We start from the raw sequence: 17,866 nt of genomic DNA, 5'->3' as shown, positions 1-17,866 counted from the left end.
TTTAGATTGGTAGAACAAAAAGACAGCTGGCTAGCTTGTGTTGAGTGGTTGTGTGAGCATTTTAATGTTCGCAGTCACCCTTCCAAAATAGTGTCTGGCCTACCTTTAAATGAAGGCAGGCTCAATGAATCCCTTTTTCCAAGAGCGATTGAGAAATCGGGGTTAACGCTGAGCCACGTTAAAAAAGAATTATTGAATCAATGTCAGTTCCCTGTTGTTGCTGTTGAGTCCGCGACAGGGTCTCCTCTTGTCGTAACCCAAAGCTCCGTTGGCGACTTTCAAGTATTGAATTGTGAATCCAACTTAAGCCAACAAATTGTCCTTAAAGACTTAGTCATTAAAGTGGATGCATTTGTTTGGCAAGTGGGTGCTCAAGCGCTTGATGACGCCCGTGTTCAGGCACATGAGCGCAATGACAGTAAATCCAACACCCGTTGGTTGTGGCGGGTGGTCAAAGAAGTGAAGCCTTGGTATCGCGATCTGTTTATCGCTTCGTTCTTGATCAACGTGCTTGCGCTAGTGGTTCCGTTATTTACCATGAATGTGTACGACCGTGTTGTGCCAAACCAAGCGTTTAACACGCTTTGGGTATTAGCAGCAGGCGTTGGTATCGTTGTTATTTTTGATTGGGTATTGAGAAGCTCACGAAGCTCTGTGACTGATATGGCTGGGCGCTATATTGATAACAAGTTGTCTTCTCAGCTGTTCTCGAAAGTCCTTGGTATGAAGCTCGAAAATCGACCTCAATCGGTAGGCGCATTTGCCAGACAGCTTCAAGACTTCGATAGCGTGAAAGATTTCTTCACTTCTATCTCGTTAGTCACTTTAGTCGATCTGCCATTCACTTTGTTATTCCTACTGCTTATCGGCTGGCTCGGTGGCGCAATGATGTTCATACCTGTCGCGATCATGCTTGTTTTGATTGTGCTGAGCATCGCGATGAAAGGCAAGGTCGAGAAAACATTCGATGAAACCGCACGTCTCTCGACACAAAGACAAGCCCAGCTGTTTGATTGCTTAACAACCCTTCCGGATATCAAGCAAAACAATGCTGAGGGTATTACCCAGAAGCGTTGGGAACAGACGATTTCGTCGCTCTCTCAATGGCAGACTCAATCTCGTCATTACTCCAATATCGTGACGCACTCTATTCAGTCCAGTCAGCAGATCGTTACCATCACTCTGATCATCTTCGGCGTGTATCAGATCTCTGAAGGCTTGCTGAGTATGGGTGGTTTGATAGCCGTTGTGATGTTGAGTGGGCGCGCTGCAAGTTCGGTGAACCAGCTTTCTCTTCTATTGCTGAGGTTCCAGCAAACACGTTCGGCCGTTGAAGGGCTGAATCAGATTATGGAGCTACCTCAGGAAGAGTCCAAACACCAAGTTATCGACAAAGGAGACTTTGATGGTGGGGTTAGGTTAGATGAAGTGACGTTTACTTATCCAGAGACTCAAAGCCCTGCATTAAAGGAGATTTCCCTAGAGATCAAACCGGGTGAGCGAGTTGGTCTTGTCGGTGCGGCAGGCGCGGGTAAAACAACTCTACTATCGATTGTTGCGCGCCAGTATTTGCCAACAACAGGACAAGCTTTCTATCAAGAAATCGATGGGCAATTATGGCCAACCAGCGTTCTGCGTAGTGGCATGGGTTGGGTAGGGCAAACCACTAATCTTATTTTTGGCAGTGTTTACGACAACGTTACGCTTGGTGCGACCAACGTTGATGAAGAAAAGCTAAGACAAGCTCTTCAACAGTCGGGTTTGAATGGTTACATGGGGCGCCTAAGCAATGGCCTTGAAACACCTGTCGGTGAGGGTGGTCGGTTACTTTCTGGTGGTCAGCGCCAAGCCGTTGCCATTGCGAGAGCTCTGTATCGTTGTCCAAAGTTATTGATCATGGATGAGCCCACCAGCGCGCTAGACAAGAAGGCCGAGATTCAGTTCTTTAATGCACTTCAAAGTATGCCGAGAGAAACCTCAATGCTAATCAGCTCCCATAAGTCTTCATTCTTGATGATGTGTGATCGAGTGATTGTATTGGATAAAGGTCAAATCGTGGCAGAAGGTGAACCTAAAGAAATTCTCTCTTTACAGAAGAAAAGTGTACCTAAAGGTACGAGCCGGTTTAAGACGGTATCTGTGGTGAAGGGAGGTCGTCATGAGTAATGATATTCAATGGACCAACAACCACTTAGCATTCCGCTCTCGAAAGCTGATTTGGTTGAGTGCTCTACTCATTGTATCAATTATCGGTTGGGCTACGTGGGCAACATTAGAAGAAGTCGTGATCGGTGAAGGTAAAGTCGTTCCAAGTCTTTCGGTGCAAACCATTCAGAGCTTAGAAGGTGGACTGGTTCAAGAGATCATGGTGCGACAAGGCCAATCTGTAGTGAAGGGGCAACCTCTAGCTAAGTTAGAAGACACACGTTTTAAGGCGGCGTTTTTAGAGTCGGCTCAACAAGCGGATACCTTGCTTGCTCAGCAATTAAGATTAAAGGCTGAGCTGTCGACGGTCGTTTTAAATAATGATGCGAAAGAGTGGTATGAGCGAGTGGTCTTGGTGCCTCAAGATATTGCGGTTGATGTATCAAGCCACCCTGCGTTAATGAATGCCAAGGCGAACTACCGAGAACGTTTAGGACAGTTGAAGTCTGAACTGGAAGAGGCGGCACTTCGTATCGAGCAACAAGACCAAGCTCGTGTCGATACGTTTAACAATATCCAGACTCTTGAAAGCAGCCTCGAGATTGTGATTCGTGAGCGCAACATGCTGAAAGACGTGGTAGCGAGCGGTGCTGTTGCGGAAGTTGAGCTACTTAAACTCAACCGTGATGTAGTCAAACTCAAAGGTGATATTGCTAGCTCAAAGTAGCAGCGCAGAAGCAGATAGCTGCCTACTCAGAGTCGATAGCGGATCATCGAAGTATCGCTTTAGATTTTCGTACCAAAGTGCAAGGCCAGTTGAATGAAGTGGCGAGCAAGATAGCGCAGCTGAACGAAAGCCAGCAGGCGATTGCCGACCAACTCAAGCGTACTGAAATTGTCGCGCCCGTTGATGGCACAGTCAAAGAGATCTTTGTGCGTACCATTGGTGGTGTAGTTCGTCCCGGCGAGCCGATCATTGAGATCATTCCATCAAACAGTGACCTGATTGTTGAAGCGAGAATCTCTCCGCAAGATATTGCGTTTGTTCATAACGGGTTAGGTGCAACAGTGAAATTCACGGCCTACGATTTCGTCATTTATGGCGGACTTAAAGGCGAGGTGATTTACGTGAGTGCCGACGCCTTACAAACGGAAGACGGAAACGCCTATTATCGTGCCCATATTCAGTTAAACGAAGACCAGCAACAAAACTCTGCCTTTAGCATTATCCCAGGGATGCAAGTCGCGGTCGATATATTAACCGGAGAGAAAACAGTATTGAGTTATTGGTTAAAACCTATTTTACGAGCTAAGGAAAACTCACTTCGTGAACGATGAAGTGGGTTAAAGCATAAATATAAAAGGAAGTGTAATGCATTCAAAATTCTTACTCTCTTCTTGCTTGCTAATGAGTGGGCTGTCTCAAGCAGCTTCATTAGAAGAGTCCGTGGCCTTTGCCATCGACTATAGCCCAGAGATATTGGCGCAATACTCCCGATACCAATCGGTGGTCAGAGACGGAGACGCGGCGAGTGGTTTGTATATGCCGCAAGTGAACTTGTACGCGGCAGCAGGTTATGAAGAAACGCGCTACAACAGTGGTAGCAAACTTGATACCGATGATCGAGGCCTAACGAGAACGGAAATTGGCGTTAAAGTATCCCAGTTACTATTTGATGGTTTTAAAACCACATCGAATGTCGATCGACTGACGTTCGAAGCAGAAGCTGAGCGTCTAACTCTGATTTCGCGAGCTGAAAACGTATCGTTAGATGTGGTGAGAAATTACCTCGATATCCTAAAAGCAGAGACGCTACTTGAATTGTCTAAGCGTAATGTAAAAGAGCACCAAGAGATCTATCAAGATATCCAAGATAAAAAGAGCAAAGGCTTGAGTAGCAACTCGGATCTGGCTCAAATCTCCGCCCGTGTCGCGACCGCGCAGTCTTCACTTATCGCCGCTCAGAACAACCTGTTTGATTTGCAAACTCAGTATCTACGCTTGGTTGGCAAACCTGCGGTGAACTTGGTTTACCCCCGGTTTGATTACGCTCTATTACCAAGCTCAGCACAGGTCGCACTTGAACAAGCTGTCGAGAATCACCCTGAAATCAAAGCCTCTTTGCTTGATATCGACGCGGCTCGTAAAGAGATGCGCCGCGAGAAAGGGGATTACTACCCAGAACTAAAACTTGAGCTTCATGCCAATAAGAATGACAACGTATCTAACCCGCCAGGCGGTGTCGATGAAGATGCACGTATCATGTTGACGATGGATTATGACCTGTTTAATGGCTTCTCTACCGACTCCAGGGTTGAATCGTCAGCTTGGCGAGTGGAAGAGGCAAGGGCGATCCGATTACGAACAGAGCGTGAGGTTCGAAAGGTACACAACTGGCTTGGAACGCTTACAAAATGCTTGAGCAGCAAAAATCCTTACTTCAACAGAATGTTGATGCAGCGAAAATTGCAGAGCTTGGCTATATCCAGCAATTCAATGTTGGCAGACGAAGCCTTCTTGATGTACTGGATGCAAAAGTAGAAGTGTTTTTGGCTCGAAGAAACTTCATCAGCACTGAATATGATCAAACGTTAGCGGCTTATCGAGTGTTAAATGCGATGGGTATGTTGACGTATGCGTTGAGGATTGAACATCCAGAAGAGTGGCAAGGGGAGAATAAGTAATGAGATATTTTAAACTAGCGCTACTTAGCTCTATCTTGCTAATGGGATGTGCAGAAACGCCTGATACGACAATGACACGCCACCAAATTGATGACTTAGCGGATAATGACCGAGATGGTGTGATTAACCAGCGAGATCTATGTGCCGATACGCCAGAAGGTGTAACGGTAGACATTAAAGGGTGTGCTAATTGGAAAATTGTCGAAGATGTTGAAGTATTAAGTGTGGCATTTGATTTTGATAAGTATGACCTTAAACCTGATCATACCGCTGTATTAAATGAGTTGGTGCGTTTACTAGGAGAGCAGCCTGATGCTTCGGTTACCTTGGTCGGAGATACCAGTGCTGAAGGTACAAACGTTTATAACAAAGCATTGGCCAAGAAAAGAACTGGCGTGATTCGAGACGCATTGATTGATAGAGGCATCAATGGTGAGCGTATCTTCGAACAAGAGTTTACTCAGATAACCAGCTTAACTCAGCACCTTCACAAGCGTAAGCGCAGAACGATTGCGGTGATTAAGACAGAAAGCATGGAAGTGAATCCATCTTGGAACATCTTCACTTCAGAAATGCAGCTCGATAGTAATAGCGATGTTGAGTCTAAAACGTCGATTGATCCAGTAGGAGGCCAGTAATGAAACGTCTATCGAATAAATCGGACTTACTGCTTGCTGCTGTACCTATGTTGTTCTCTGCATCGACGTTCGCGAATGATGCCAGTGACATTGGTTTGGTCGCGATTGAGCCGAATATGCAGGGGCTTGTAGAATATCTGCTTAAGAGCCAAGAGATCGACTTAGAAATCTTGTTGAGTGACAGCGTCCCAGAACAGATGATCATGCAGCGCTCGCGTGTTGGTATCACTTCCAAAAAGTGGACTGACAAAGAGATGGCTAGGTTTGATATGCGTTACGGTTATAGGCCAACAGAGCTGATGTTTACCGCTGACGTGATTGCGATTCTAGCCAATGAAAATAACCCTGCGACATCAATTACCGTCGCTGAATTAATTGATGTGTTTGGTTGTTCTAACGATCCTAAACATCCAAAATGGTCAGCAAGTAGTGATATTCGTAACGGTGAAAGCCTAGATACTCATATGTTGCCCTTTGCCATTGATCACAACCTGAAAGGCCATACTACCTTTTCAAGTTGGGTCGAATGTGGAACAGAAGGAGAATATGCCCATACTCAGTTCTTAGCGGATTTACCTGATCTGATTAATAAGATTGAAGACGAAGATGCCGCCATTGGTTACACCGTTTACTCAGATCAGATCTCTGATGTGAAATGGTTGAGCGTGGTTGATAACCTAGGTGTGAACTACGACCTAAACAAAGAAACGATCCTCTCTGGTCGTTACCCGTTAGCAACGGTTTATTACATGTACTTGAATATTCCAGCGCATCGCAAAGGCTTTACGGAACAAGAGGAGTTCTTTGTTGGGCTTACCTTGTCACAAGATCATCAAGTCGTTTTGAACCAATACGGCTTCATCAGCTTGCCGCCAGAAGCTATTCAACGTAACAAAGTCAGATTGTCGCTTGAAGAGCCTGCTATTGAAGGTGGCTACAAGTAATGGGTATGTCATTCTGTAACTGTTGTGGGAGAGTGATATTCTCTCTTTCGTAATGGTTCTCAACGTGACGGATTACGTTATTCGGTGATGAAATTATCTAGCGGGCATGTATGCCCGTTTTTTTTCGCCTAAAATTTGCGACTCGAGCAGTTGTTTGTCGTTTGGTCACGTATAATGGACACTTCATATAGCGCTAAATAAGCCCAGTCGATGAAAATCTTTCAAGTTCTAATCTTGCCTCTAATGCTGTCCCTCAATGCTATTTCATTTTCAGCGCAAGCAACCGAAAGCTGGTGGCTAAGAACAGTATTTAACAGCAGCCCAAGTCTGCCGAATTCTCAAAACTATATTAATGATATCGAGTTGATGGATTGTGGTGAGATCGAAGGTACTTTGTTGTGCAGTGACTTAACCCAATATTACGACCTGGATGTGTATGTTGAACTGGAGTTGGGGGACTCAAGTGTCGAAACGGTTCGCTTAAACCTGCCATATTCGGACCTAAGTTACACAAAGCTTCAGGCATACCTTCGCCAAGATGGCTTTGCTCTCAGTTCAATTCGTATTGGTGAAGATGAATTCGATGTTACAGCTCAACTCGAACAAGCTCGAAATGAAGGTGTTGGTTTCGATAAGGTGGATAAACAGCTGGTCGAATTCATCAACGCGCCTCACGGTTCAGCAGAGCAACTGAGTGTGTGGAATGTGCCTAGCTTATCTTCTTCTAGCTCTACTTCTCCTTGGATTCAGTTACAGAGTGATGGTGACAACTTAACGGTTGAACTTAATCGTTTTTAATTGCTCAAATTTATAGATAGTTTCGTTATTTATTAGGCTAAACAAGCCTTTCAGGAGAACGGCTCGCGGGCAGACAGCAAGTTATAATTCATTTAAGTGTTCGTTTTTCTGCGGCTCTCACATTTTTAATAAGCGTTTAGCTTTGCCATTTGTTATACGTTGAGCCTTCGGTAAAACGAGATTAGGATACGTTCAGTATTGATAAAGGAGACAACCCATGGTTGCAAGAGTAACGATAGCGCCACAAGGCCCAGAACTTTCTGAGCTGGTGCAAGGATACTGGCGTACAGCAGAGTGGGGCATGACCCCGCAACAACGCCTGACTTTCCTGAAGCAACATATTGATCTTGGCATCACAACTGTTGATCACGCGGATATTTACGGTAACTACCAATGTGAAAAGTTGTTTGGTGAGGCTTTAGCGCTTGAACCAAGCCTTCGTGATGATATTCAAATCGTCACCAAGTGCGATATCAACCTATGTGGTGACCACACTCCAGATCGTAAGATCAATCACTATGACACCAGCGCGCAGCATATTTACCAATCAGTAAATAACTCATTAGAGCACTTAGGTGTTAACGATATCGATGTATTGTTGATTCACCGCCCTGACGTGTTAATGGATGCCGATGAAGTAGCAGAAGCGTTCGCAGAGCTACACAAAGTAGGTAAAGTTAAGCACTTCGGTGTTTCTAACTTTTCACCGCGTCAGTTCGAACTGCTTCAATCTCGACTCGGTAAGCCGTTAGTGACCAACCAAGTTGAAATCAACCCATTGAACTTCGAAGTGGCTCATGATGGCACGCTAGATCAACTGCAGATGAACCGCATTCGCCCGATGGCGTGGTCTTGTCTCGGTGGTGGTAGCATCTTCAGTGGTGATTCAGCGCAAGCGGTTCGCGTTCGTGATGAGCTAGAGGCGATTCGTCAAGAAGTCGGTGCAGACAGCATTGATCAAGTGATTTACGCTTGGGTTCGTCGTTTACCATCTAGTCCAATTGCAATTATTGGTTCTGGTAAGATTGAGCGTGTGAAGACGGCCGTTGATGCACTGAAAATCGAGCTGACGCGCGAACAGTGGTATCGCGTATGGGTGGCATCTAAAGGTCACGGTGTGCCATAGAAAGCAATTCGTATAGAAGTTAAAGCCAGCTAACAAAGCTGGCTTTTTTGTGTTCGCCTAACATGTTTCTCCAAAACTGTGATTAAGGTGGAATAATTTTCAAAAACACTCATAATGCACTCTGTTTTTCACCAGTTGGATATTTCCATTGAGCACTTCAAAATTCTCTTCAATCGCCCTTAAACCAGAGCTTCTAAACACGTTAGATTCTCTTGGTTATACTGAAATGACGCCTATCCAAGCGTTAAGTCTTCCTACTATCCTAAATGGCAAGGACGTTATCGGTCAGGGTAAAACGGGTTCAGGTAAAACAGCTGCTTTCGGTTTAGGCGTGCTGCAGAACCTACGCGTTAAGCGTTTCCGTGTTCAGTCTTTAGTGTTATGTCCGACTCGTGAGCTTGCAGACCAAGTAGCAAAAGAGATTCGTACTCTTGCTCGTGGTATTCACAACATTAAAGTGCTGACACTATGTGGCGGTATGCCAATGGGCCCACAGATTGGTTCACTAGAGCATGGCGCACACATTCTTGTGGGCACACCTGGTCGTATTCTTGATCACCTAGAGAAAGGCCGCATTGACCTGTCTGAGCTGAACACACTTGTGTTAGATGAAGCGGATCGCATGCTAGAGATGGGTTTCCAAGACGCTTTGGATGCTGTGATTGAAGCGGCGCCAAAAGAACGCCAAACTCTGCTATTCAGTGCGACTTTCCCTAAACAGATCAAATCTGTTGCAGACCGCATTATGCGCAATCCAGAAATGGTGAAGGTTGAATCAACACACGATCACTCAAGCATCCAACAACACTTCTACAAGTTAGAAGGTTCTGAAGCTCGTGATGACGCTCTAGAGTTGCTGTTACTTCATCACCAACCGGAGTCTGCGGTTGTGTTCTGTAACACTAAGAAAGAAGTGCAGAACGTAAACGATGAGCTAAGCCACCGCGGTTTCAGTGTTATCGAACTTCATGGTGACATGGAACAGCGTGAACGTGACCAAGCTTTGGTTCAGTTCTCAAACAAAACCATCTCGATTCTAGTGGCGACAGACGTTGCGGCTCGCGGTCTTGATGTTGATAACCTAGATGCTGTGTTCAACTTTGAATTGTCTCGCGACCCTGAAGTTCACGTACACCGTATTGGTCGTACTGGCCGTGCAGGAAGCAAAGGCGTAGCGATCAGCTTCTTTAGCGAAAAAGAGATGTACCGTGTTGCTCAAATTGATGAGTACATGGACATGCCAATCGAGCCATCTGAACTGCCAGCAAAACCAATTGCTAAGCCGTACTACTCAAACATGGTTACCATCCAAATTGATGGCGGTAAGAAAGCTAAGCTTCGTGCTGGTGATATTCTTGGCGCACTGACGGGCCAAGGCGGCATTGATGGTAAATCAGTAGGTAAGATCAATCTGTTTGCAATGCGTGCTTACGTAGCGGTAGAAAGATCTGTGGCTAAAAAAGCACTGAACAAAATCGAATCAGGTAAAATGAAGGGTCGTCAATTCCGTGCCCGAATCCTGAAGTAATTCGAGACTGAATCCCTTTGCTGCGATATGTCTAATTAACGACATTGCTAATTAATGGCATTGCAGTAAAGGGTGTTCCACAAAATGCCACTCAAGTTTCTTATCTTAGGTTTATCGACCTAGTCCTCTATACCAAAGCATTATTCATCGGGTCTTATCGAATAAAGATCGTTGATATGCTTTCCTTCGCTAAGATACCAAGTCATCGCTTCTTGTCGATTGTGAACCAATATCGTGATTGTGGTTATTGAACCATCGTCAAAATAACAAAGCTCATATTCTAAATCGCTTGGATGATCAGGAATAGCGGCCATAGCTTCCCTCCCAAATATCAATCATTTTAAATACGTCAACCCAACTCATTTATAGGGCTCGTATCACGTCAAATGAGTAATAAAATCAAGTTACATCACTGCCATTAATTATTTTTAGTTTAATCATTTGCCTAAATAGCTAGATTAGCAAGTTTGGGTCTCAATTTATCTCAAAGTTTTTACGACCACTGTTTATTAAGACTACTTTTATAAGAGCTAGAATTAGCGTTATAAAAACTGGGCTAACCTTAAAGGGATGAGTTAATCGGTTTGTGGCTTTGTTGAATGTCGTGAGAGGGTAGAATGAGAAAGTGCCGGTGGTTAGTTTTAGTGATCTGTTTTCTATTTACTGGGTGCGGGACCAAGTTCGCCTATAACAATATAGGTTGGTTTGTCGTTAGCTATATAGAAGATTTTGTTTCCCTCTCAAATAGCCAAGAATCAGAGCTTGAAGAGCGATTAGATATATTACAGAAATGGCATAAAGAAACTCAGCTACCTCTGTATATTTCGCAATTAGAAGCGATTCAAAACGTAGAACGGTCGGATATGAATCCCGCTTTTATTGTTGGCCAAAGTGAAGAAACGAAAGAGCATATTCGCTCAATCGTCAATAAGTTCGCTCCAGATATTTACGCCTTGAGTATGCAGCTTAGCCCTAAGCAAGACAGGGAGTTTTTAAAGAACTTTCGTGAAAAGCAGCAAGACTATTATGAAGAAAGGTTGTCGTTGAACGATGACGATTCGAGAGAGCGATACCGAAGCAGAATAGAAGAGCGTGCAGAACGGTGGTTGGGTTCAGTATCGAAAGAACAAAAACAGATTATTTTGGTTTGGTCTAAAGAGTGGGTAAATACCAATAGCAGTTGGCGACAATATCAAAACAACATCTATGAAGAGCTAACGACGCTGATGGCAAAGAAGAGCGATCTGCATATTGCTCAGCCAATTATTATGAAGTTGCTTTTAAACAATGAAGCTTATTATCCTGCTGAACTTGAGCCGCAGCTTAACCAAAATATGGAAACATCAGCCAAGTTTTTAGTAGATATGGCCGCGACCAGCAGTAACAAGCAGTGGGCGTATTTTATGAATGAGTTAGAAAGCCTCAAAGGAACGTTGGAGTCATTGCAAGAGTAGAGCGTTCTTTTTAAAGGCTAGCGGTCATTATCGAGCTAGCCTTTCATCAAACTGAATTTCGGAACCTAACCCCTGTTGCTCATCAGTAGTTTTGGAATCGAACCTTTGGCTGTCCTAGATATTTTCTGCATCAGTTGAAAGCTTGGCTGTTGAATGCCGTGATCACTTTGCAATTCATCAATCATCAATAACCACAACCTTGCTGTCATTTCTGAATCGGCTAACGCTCTGTGGAAAGTACCGTCGTTGTCGATATTTTTGAAACGCACAAGGTCGCCTAGCTTATGAGTTGGTGCGTCTTGGATTAGCCGACGAGCAATCAACATTGAGCATGCAAACTGTCCGTTGTAATCACGCCCTATATCGTCTAATTCTGCGTCGAGAAAGCGTTTATCAAACGATGCATTATGAGCAACAAGCTGACTGTCTTGAATAAAGTCTGCAAACTCATCCATCACTTCACTGCAACTGGCCGCGGTGTTCAGCATGCGGTTAGTAATGCCGGTGTAGCTTTCAATGAAGCCACTCACACGAAACCCTGGATTCATGAGTTGTTGGAAGGTGTCGACAACTTCGCCGTTAACGAGTTTAACCGCACCGATCTCAATCGCTCGGTCACCCATGTTTGGTGATAAGCCTGTGGTTTCGAAATCGAGAACGATAACGGAATCTGCGGAGTTTGAAGCCATCGTGTTTCCTAATTGCTGTTTGGTAGTATCGCTTTATATGGGGCGTTTGGTGTTGCTATGGGTCAATCAGTTATTTGCTAGTGCCGATAGTAAGTTCAGTGTAACCCGTCGAATCGTCGTGCTCTCTGCTGAAGGTCAAAGTATCGTAGCGGTGAACGATAAGTTCAGTGGTGGTTGCGATAATCGTCCCTTCAAGCAAATGCCCACCAATCACGTTGCCATTCTCATCAGCAACGGATATATGAACATGCTGGTGGTTTGGGGTTAGCGTCGCCATAAGAGACACAATTTCGAACGGAGCTGTGATTAGCTTGGTGTTGTTGGCATTAGCTAAACGAATATTGAGTTGAGAGACACAACCGACACAAGATGCGATAGAGCCTGCCGAGATGTTGTGTGTGGTCACTAACCTTTGGATCTCAAGCTTTAGGTCTTGGCCGCGGGTTAATCTCGTTGCGATAGGAGTAATCATCTCATACCTCTGTTTTATCTGTGTATCAAAGAACAAAACGAAGCCGCATAGGGCTTCGTTTTATTTTCATTTTGGCTAATGCGACTTTTCTTTTGGTTAATGCAACTTTGCATTTTCTGTCGCTGAAATTACTTAGTCTTGTTGCTGTTCTCTTTTCTTCTTAGGAACGAAGTTCAATACTGAGATTGGCACTTCTTTGCGTGGTTCGAAACCTTCAACAACGCGACGTTCAATCAAGTGACCCAGACGCTTTTCAATAATGCACAGGTTTTTGAAGTTATCTTTCGATAGGAAAGATATCGCTTCGCCAGACGCATCAGCACGGCCTGCACGACCAATACGGTGAACATAGTCGTCCGCTGGGAAAGGCATGTCGTAGTTTACTACGCGGCTTAGGTTGTCGATATCGATACCACGAGCAGCAACACCCGTCGCGACTAAGTACTTTAGACGACCTTTCTTGAAGTCAGCCAAGATTTTTTCACGAATCGCTTGGCTACGTCCACTATGGAAAGCTTCCGCTTGAATACCACGTTTCTCAAGTTGAGCAACCAACTTAGCAGCGCCGTGCTTGGTTTCGATAAAGATAAGCGCTTGGTCCCAGTTGCCTTCGGTAATCATGTGGCTCAATAGTGCTGACTTACGGTCTTTATCTACGGTAACTAACCATTGCTCAATGTTCGCTTTAGACGCATCTGTCTTGGCAATCGAAATCTCTTCCGCTTCGCTGATAGCACTTTTCGCTAGCGCGCGCACTGGCGTTGAAAGCGTTGCTGAGAACAGTAGATTTTGGATGTCTTGTGGTAGACGCGCGATGATCTTGTTGATGTCTTCAATGAAACCCATGTCTAGCATGCGGTCAGCTTCATCTAGAACCAGAACTTCAACTTCATCAAAGTGAATGGCACGTTGTCCGTACATGTCGATCAAACGACCTGGTGTTGCCACAAGAATGTCGACACCTTCAATCAGGCGATCTTTCTGGTGTTGGTAAGATACGCCACCGTACATCGCTAATGATGTTAGGTTTAGGAACTTCGCGTACTTAGTAATGTTCTGTTCAACCTGAACTGCCAGCTCACGCGTTGGTGTCAGGATAACTGCGCGGATACGTTTTTTACGCTGCGTTTCACCTTTGCTTAGCATTTCTAAGATAGGGAGAACAAAGCTCGCAGTTTTACCTGTACCTGTTTGTGCTGCAGCAATAAGGTTCTTACCAGAAAGAACAATCGGAATTGCTTTTTCTTGAATAGAGGTTGGCTTTTCATAGCCTTGTTTTGCAACGGCTTTAACAATAGGTGAGCTTAATCCAAGCTTGGAAAATGGCATAAGTTTCTCGGTATGATTTGGCTAAATAGCGATGGAAAGGTTTAACAATCTTATACAAGGATAAGATTAATGGCGGCATTCTACCATGTTGCTTGTGTACCGCTAGTAACATAGACACTTTAGTTGGATAATACTGGCTCAATTAAGACGACGATAAGACAGGGATGCATGGAAATTACGCCGAATGAACGCGATGCAGTATATAAAACGATTTTTTCTCGCCGAGATGTTCGTGGTCAGTTTCTTCCTGATGAGATCCCAGAAGACGTTTTGATGCGTGTACTAACCGCAGCGCACCATGCTCCCAGTGTCGGTTTTATGCAACCTTGGGATTTTGTTGTCGTTCGTGATATCGAAACTAAGCAACAAATCAAAGCGGGCTTCAATCAGGCTCATGCAGAATCCGCGGAAATGTTCACCGATGAAAAGCAGGCAATGTATAAGCGTCTAAAGCTTGAAGGCATCGTCGAATCACCTATCGGTATCTGCGTGACTTGCGACCGTAATCGAACCGGAAAGGTCGTGCTAGGTCGAACCATCAAACAAGAGATGGATCTGTACAGCACCGTGTGTGCTGTTCAAAACCTATGGCTGGCAGCTAGAGCCGAAAACCTCGGCTTAGGTTGGGTGAGTATTCTTCACGACTCAACACTGCGAGACGCATTAGATATCCCAGAAAACATCGATATCGTAGCGTACCTGTGTATCGGCTACGTTGACCACTTCAAAGATAAACCTGAACTCGAAACCATGGGCTGGTTGCCAAGAAGAGACGTCAATTCTGCGATTCATGAAGGGAAGTGGAATTCTAAGCAGCTAGAGGCTGATGGAAAGTAACTGATTAACTGAATATTCTGACATCTATCTAGACATGCAAACTTTTAAGGCTGGTACTAAATGCTTGGCAGTTTCAGTTCGATTTGGGTTTTGTGTTTACGGTGCAATGGTTTAGACTGTCTAACAAGCATTTAAGAGCGATAGCCAACGCTTGGCATTACCAGTTTTGGTGAGCTTTAGTGTTCAGGGTGCATAATTTAAGCTAGGAGGCTACATTGTTCACTACTTAACGCGTTGTTGGAAGTGATGTTTGTGGCGTAAGCTACAATTTACAAAGCAGTTAAGAGTGGTTTTCAATGTTTGGAGTTTTTACTTCGAGCCAATATAGCGTTATTTATAGTAGGATAAACATGCGAATATCTGCAGCAGAAATATTGAATTTATGGGATGAAGGTAAAGGAATAACTATACCGTTTCAACATCAGGTTAGCTTTCTTACAGGAGGGAATGGCCTAGGGAAAAGTACCATACTAAATTTAATTCATGATGCAATAAATGTCGGTAATCCAGAAGATAAGCAAATATCTACATCTAAATTTCGTTTTTGTTCGACACGTGTGTTTTTTGACAAAGAATTTGAGATTTATAAAACGAAAGTAGTATTCCCCATCCTCAAAGATCACGAGAAAGAAAGGCTGATATTAGAGCGTTTTTCTGGTGAGGAATTGCATAGTGTTGAAGCTTTGCAGAGTGTTAAGGATGAGTTTCTTGATATATCAAATGATGTGGATGTTACAAATGTACTAACTTATAAAAAACGCTCTCTTGGTGAAATGTTTAGAGTAGGATTGAACCACCCTGTAGAGTGGGAAGAAGGAACTCCGGAATTAGACCGTTATCTAAACTGGGGAGCTGAAATTTATCAAGAAGATAGAATTATAAACTTAGATTCTGAAGGTGTCGATAACGAAGTCGACAGTGTTATGGATAAGTATTTTGGAATTATTGTTGATACGCCTTATAGAAAGGTAATAGATAGGTTTCAAAAGTTTGAGTCAAGATTGAACTCTAAATTATCTAAAGTATTATTCGAATCTTTGGGAAGAGACGTTCCTAATGAAGCTGAAGATGAAAGTTACAAATTGTTGATAGAACAAAAAAATGAAGTCGATAGATTGATAACAACACTTAACAAATATTTTAGAATTGATAATAAAGAAGTAGTAAGAAACGAAGAAGATAACAAGTTAACTATATCCAAAAATGACAAAATCCTCTCTCCAGACTCCTTGTCTCGTGGTGAAAAAGCATTGATTCACTTATTTTTGCTTGTTTTTTTGTCTAAAAATTCGATTAATGTGATGTTGTTAGATGAACCCGAAATTGGTTTACACATAGATTGGCAGAATACTTTAATTAGTGATTTGGTTCTAATAGCTCCAAACATGCAGTTTATTATTGCAAGTCACTCTCCAAGCCTAATTGAAGAATGGGATGAATCACATTGTATTGAATTAGTATCGGAGTAGATATGACGGTCAATGTAGGTCAATCAAATGTCCACAGAGGTGCTCGAAAGTCTGCAAGAATCCAAAAATCCAGTGTTTTATCAAGACGTGTGGATAGAAAAGGTATGCGAAAGGCTTGGGTTGAATCAAGAGCTGATGTTCAGTTTTGGAGAGGTGTACTTCGAACACTAGATATTAATGATATTATAGTTGAACCTATCCGAAAGCATTATGAATCTCAAGCTTCAGGTAAGGATGCCATTAAGTCAGTAGTTAAAAAGGAAGAGGTGGGTGAGTATTCACTTTACTTTGTTGATAGCGATTATGACTTTTTATTGAATGTCGATTATAATATTAATGACGGTGATGATTTTGATAGTTTTGATAGTTTTGATAGTTTTGATAGTTTTGATAGTTTTTATTGTTCTCCTTTTGTATTTCAAACATATGCATATGCGATAGAAAACTACCTATATGACCCTTTAGGGTTGGTTGAGGTTGTCAAAGATGCGGCTTGCACAAGTTCAGAAACTGTTGATAGTAATCTATTTATCGATGCATTAGAGAAATGGTCTTTTGAGCAGTATGGTAATTTTTTAAATTTGCTTTATCACATCAAAAATGGCGACAATTATCAGCGAGATTTATATAAAGGTAGGATTCAAAATTCATTTTTACGACTTTCATTAAGTGGGTATGATCTAGGGACTATTTCGGAACTAAACGCTCCTTCTGAGTTTGTTGAGAACCTCGAAAGTAAGGGACTTAATAATAAAAATATGTATCTTTATTTTTGTGGTCACGACATAGAGAATGTACTTCTTCCATTCCTAAAAGGGAAAGGTAAAAGAAATACTGATCCAAGCTATATTCATGGCCTCTATAAAATGTATCAAGATGAAGAGGTTGCAGGAATGCAAAGCTTGGATACAAAACCTCAAGAATTTGCGCAAATGAAAGGAGAGTATTTTGGAAAGTGTCGCGACGTAGAAACTTTATTGATGGCAAATAGTTGCAACTCTAAAGCAGAATGTTACCAATTTTTAATTAATGAATTGATTAAGTTTAAGAAGAAATACTCTAGCAATGAAAAGCCAGGTGGTGGAGTTCGTGTTAGTGTTTAAAACTTGAAAATTGTCTCTGAATACAGCACAAATTTTCAAAATGAGAAAATCTCGCCTAACTAGTGTTTTTTTTCGTTTCTACAGTTTGTAACTGACAAAGCACCCCTTTCCATTGTGAAAGTCGGGTGCTTTTTTGTGGGAGTCATATGCAAGATAAACTGTAAGCGCGTCATAAACCCCGCATTCTAATCACCTAGCACGAATAATAAGATCAAGTCTCCAACCATGAGGAGATTTGAAATGGGAAAACGACGCACCAACCTAGAATGGCAAACACTGTTTGAACAATATGAAAGCAGCAGTGTTACCCAACGCGCTTTTTGTGAAGAGCATGGACTGAGTTTATCCACGTTCTTCGCCAAACGGCGTCAACTCCAAACAGCAAACCAATCGGAATCTGTCGGATTTGTTAAAGCCGAAATCGTTGAAAAGACAACCAAGTATCAGGCCCAGATAGCTACGGCGAACATGACACTTCTCATCAATGATGTGGAGCTGAGCATTCCTCAAGGCACGCCAGCCACCTATCTTGCTGAACTCATTGGAGCGTTGTCATGAAAGGTATGCTCAGCGCTCCAGACATTTACCTTTATCGTGAAAGCGTCGATTTTAGAAAGTCCATCAACGGCCTTGCAGCGATTATCGAAAA

General features: G+C 43.2%; 15 protein-coding genes and 2 pseudogenes. 13 read left to right on the top strand and 4 right to left on the bottom strand.

Translation table 11 applies throughout. The features are described 5' to 3' along the window. Positions 1-6 precede the first annotated feature (6 nt). From ACED46_RS16610 to dbpA, 8 genes and pseudogenes are all read left to right on the top strand, one after another. Positions 7-2,166 (top strand): type I secretion system permease/ATPase, encoded by a 2,160-nt coding sequence (locus ACED46_RS16610; protein WP_371721940.1) that lies wholly within the window; start codon positions 7-9, stop codon positions 2,164-2,166. Next, a pseudogene (locus tag ACED46_RS16605) lies at positions 2,159-3,483 on the top strand (HlyD family type I secretion periplasmic adaptor subunit). Before ACED46_RS16610 ends, ACED46_RS16605 begins: the two are co-directional and overlap by 8 nt. A gap of 34 nt (positions 3,484-3,517) precedes the next feature. Further along, positions 3,518-4,830 (top strand): annotated as a pseudogene (locus tag ACED46_RS16600) (TolC family outer membrane protein). Beyond that, a complete protein-coding gene (locus ACED46_RS16595; RefSeq protein WP_017059473.1) occupies positions 4,830-5,468 on the top strand; it encodes an OmpA family protein in 639 nt (212 codons plus the stop codon). Before ACED46_RS16600 ends, ACED46_RS16595 begins: the two are co-directional and overlap by 1 nt. Continuing rightward, on the top strand, positions 5,468-6,412 hold the full coding sequence (locus tag ACED46_RS16590) for a PstS family phosphate ABC transporter substrate-binding protein (RefSeq protein ID WP_371721939.1): 945 nt from the start codon (positions 5,468-5,470) through the stop codon (positions 6,410-6,412). Before ACED46_RS16595 ends, ACED46_RS16590 begins: the two co-directional genes overlap by 1 nt. Positions 6,413-6,622: 210 nt before the next feature. Continuing rightward, positions 6,623-7,210: a hypothetical protein gene (locus ACED46_RS16585; RefSeq protein WP_017071598.1), complete on the top strand. Its 588-nt coding sequence runs from the start codon at positions 6,623-6,625 to the stop codon at positions 7,208-7,210. A 217-nt stretch (positions 7,211-7,427) separates the two neighbouring features. Then, the gene (locus tag ACED46_RS16580; protein ID WP_017064347.1) at positions 7,428-8,336 is read left to right on the top strand and encodes an aldo/keto reductase family oxidoreductase; all 909 of its coding nucleotides are present in this window, start codon (positions 7,428-7,430) and stop codon (positions 8,334-8,336) included. 148 nt (positions 8,337-8,484) lie between these two features. Continuing rightward, entirely contained in the window at positions 8,485-9,864 is a 1,380-nt protein-coding gene (gene dbpA, locus ACED46_RS16575; RefSeq protein ID WP_017064348.1) for an ATP-dependent RNA helicase DbpA, read from the top strand. A 140-nt stretch (positions 9,865-10,004) separates the two neighbouring features. Here dbpA and ACED46_RS16570 read toward each other — a convergent pair whose 3' ends face one another. Next, positions 10,005-10,178, bottom strand: coding sequence for a hypothetical protein (locus ACED46_RS16570; protein ID WP_017064349.1), 174 nt, complete (start codon positions 10,176-10,178; stop codon positions 10,005-10,007). 303 nt (positions 10,179-10,481) lie between these two features. On the opposite strand from ACED46_RS16570, the gene ACED46_RS16565 reads away from it, so the two are divergent. Beyond that, on the top strand, positions 10,482-11,318 hold the full coding sequence (locus tag ACED46_RS16565) for a DUF6279 family lipoprotein (RefSeq protein WP_371721937.1): 837 nt from the start codon (positions 10,482-10,484) through the stop codon (positions 11,316-11,318). Positions 11,319-11,383: 65 nt separating this feature from the next. On the opposite strand, the gene ACED46_RS16560 is transcribed toward ACED46_RS16565, so the two are convergent. From ACED46_RS16560 to ACED46_RS16550, 3 genes are all read right to left on the bottom strand, one after another. Further along, positions 11,384-12,007: a PolC-type DNA polymerase III gene (locus tag ACED46_RS16560; protein WP_371721935.1), complete on the bottom strand. Its 624-nt coding sequence runs from the start codon at positions 12,005-12,007 to the stop codon at positions 11,384-11,386. A 70-nt stretch (positions 12,008-12,077) separates the two neighbouring features. Beyond that, positions 12,078-12,479: a PPC domain-containing DNA-binding protein gene (locus ACED46_RS16555; RefSeq protein WP_371721934.1), complete on the bottom strand. Its 402-nt coding sequence runs from the start codon at positions 12,477-12,479 to the stop codon at positions 12,078-12,080. A gap of 132 nt (positions 12,480-12,611) precedes the next feature. After that, the gene (locus ACED46_RS16550) at positions 12,612-13,808 is read right to left on the bottom strand and encodes a DEAD/DEAH box helicase (protein ID WP_371721933.1); all 1,197 of its coding nucleotides are present in this window, start codon (positions 13,806-13,808) and stop codon (positions 12,612-12,614) included. A 168-nt stretch (positions 13,809-13,976) separates the two neighbouring features. Between ACED46_RS16550 and bluB the strand changes: the two genes are divergently transcribed. From bluB to ACED46_RS16530, 4 genes are all read left to right on the top strand, one after another. After that, the gene (gene bluB / locus ACED46_RS16545; RefSeq protein WP_371721932.1) at positions 13,977-14,645 is read left to right on the top strand and encodes a 5,6-dimethylbenzimidazole synthase; all 669 of its coding nucleotides are present in this window, start codon (positions 13,977-13,979) and stop codon (positions 14,643-14,645) included. Positions 14,646-14,995: 350 nt separating this feature from the next. Then, positions 14,996-16,114: an AAA family ATPase gene (locus ACED46_RS16540; RefSeq protein WP_029224024.1), complete on the top strand. Its 1,119-nt coding sequence runs from the start codon at positions 14,996-14,998 to the stop codon at positions 16,112-16,114. Between the two features lie 2 nt (positions 16,115-16,116). Then, positions 16,117-17,217, top strand: a complete 1,101-nt coding sequence (locus ACED46_RS16535; protein ID WP_371721931.1) for a DUF4435 domain-containing protein — start codon at positions 16,117-16,119, stop codon at positions 17,215-17,217. Between the two features lie 240 nt (positions 17,218-17,457). Continuing rightward, a complete protein-coding gene (locus tag ACED46_RS16530; RefSeq protein ID WP_371721930.1) occupies positions 17,458-17,775 on the top strand; it encodes an IS66 family insertion sequence element accessory protein TnpB in 318 nt (105 codons plus the stop codon). The last annotated feature ends 91 nt before the right edge of the window (positions 17,776-17,866 follow it).

Origin of the sequence: Vibrio sp. 1S139, from assembly GCF_041439475.1 — a bacterium.
Taxonomy (GTDB): domain Bacteria; phylum Pseudomonadota; class Gammaproteobacteria; order Enterobacterales; family Vibrionaceae; genus Vibrio; species Vibrio crassostreae_C.
Note: the sequence above shows the minus strand (reverse complement) of the source record. Positions and strands in the feature narration are given on the sequence as shown.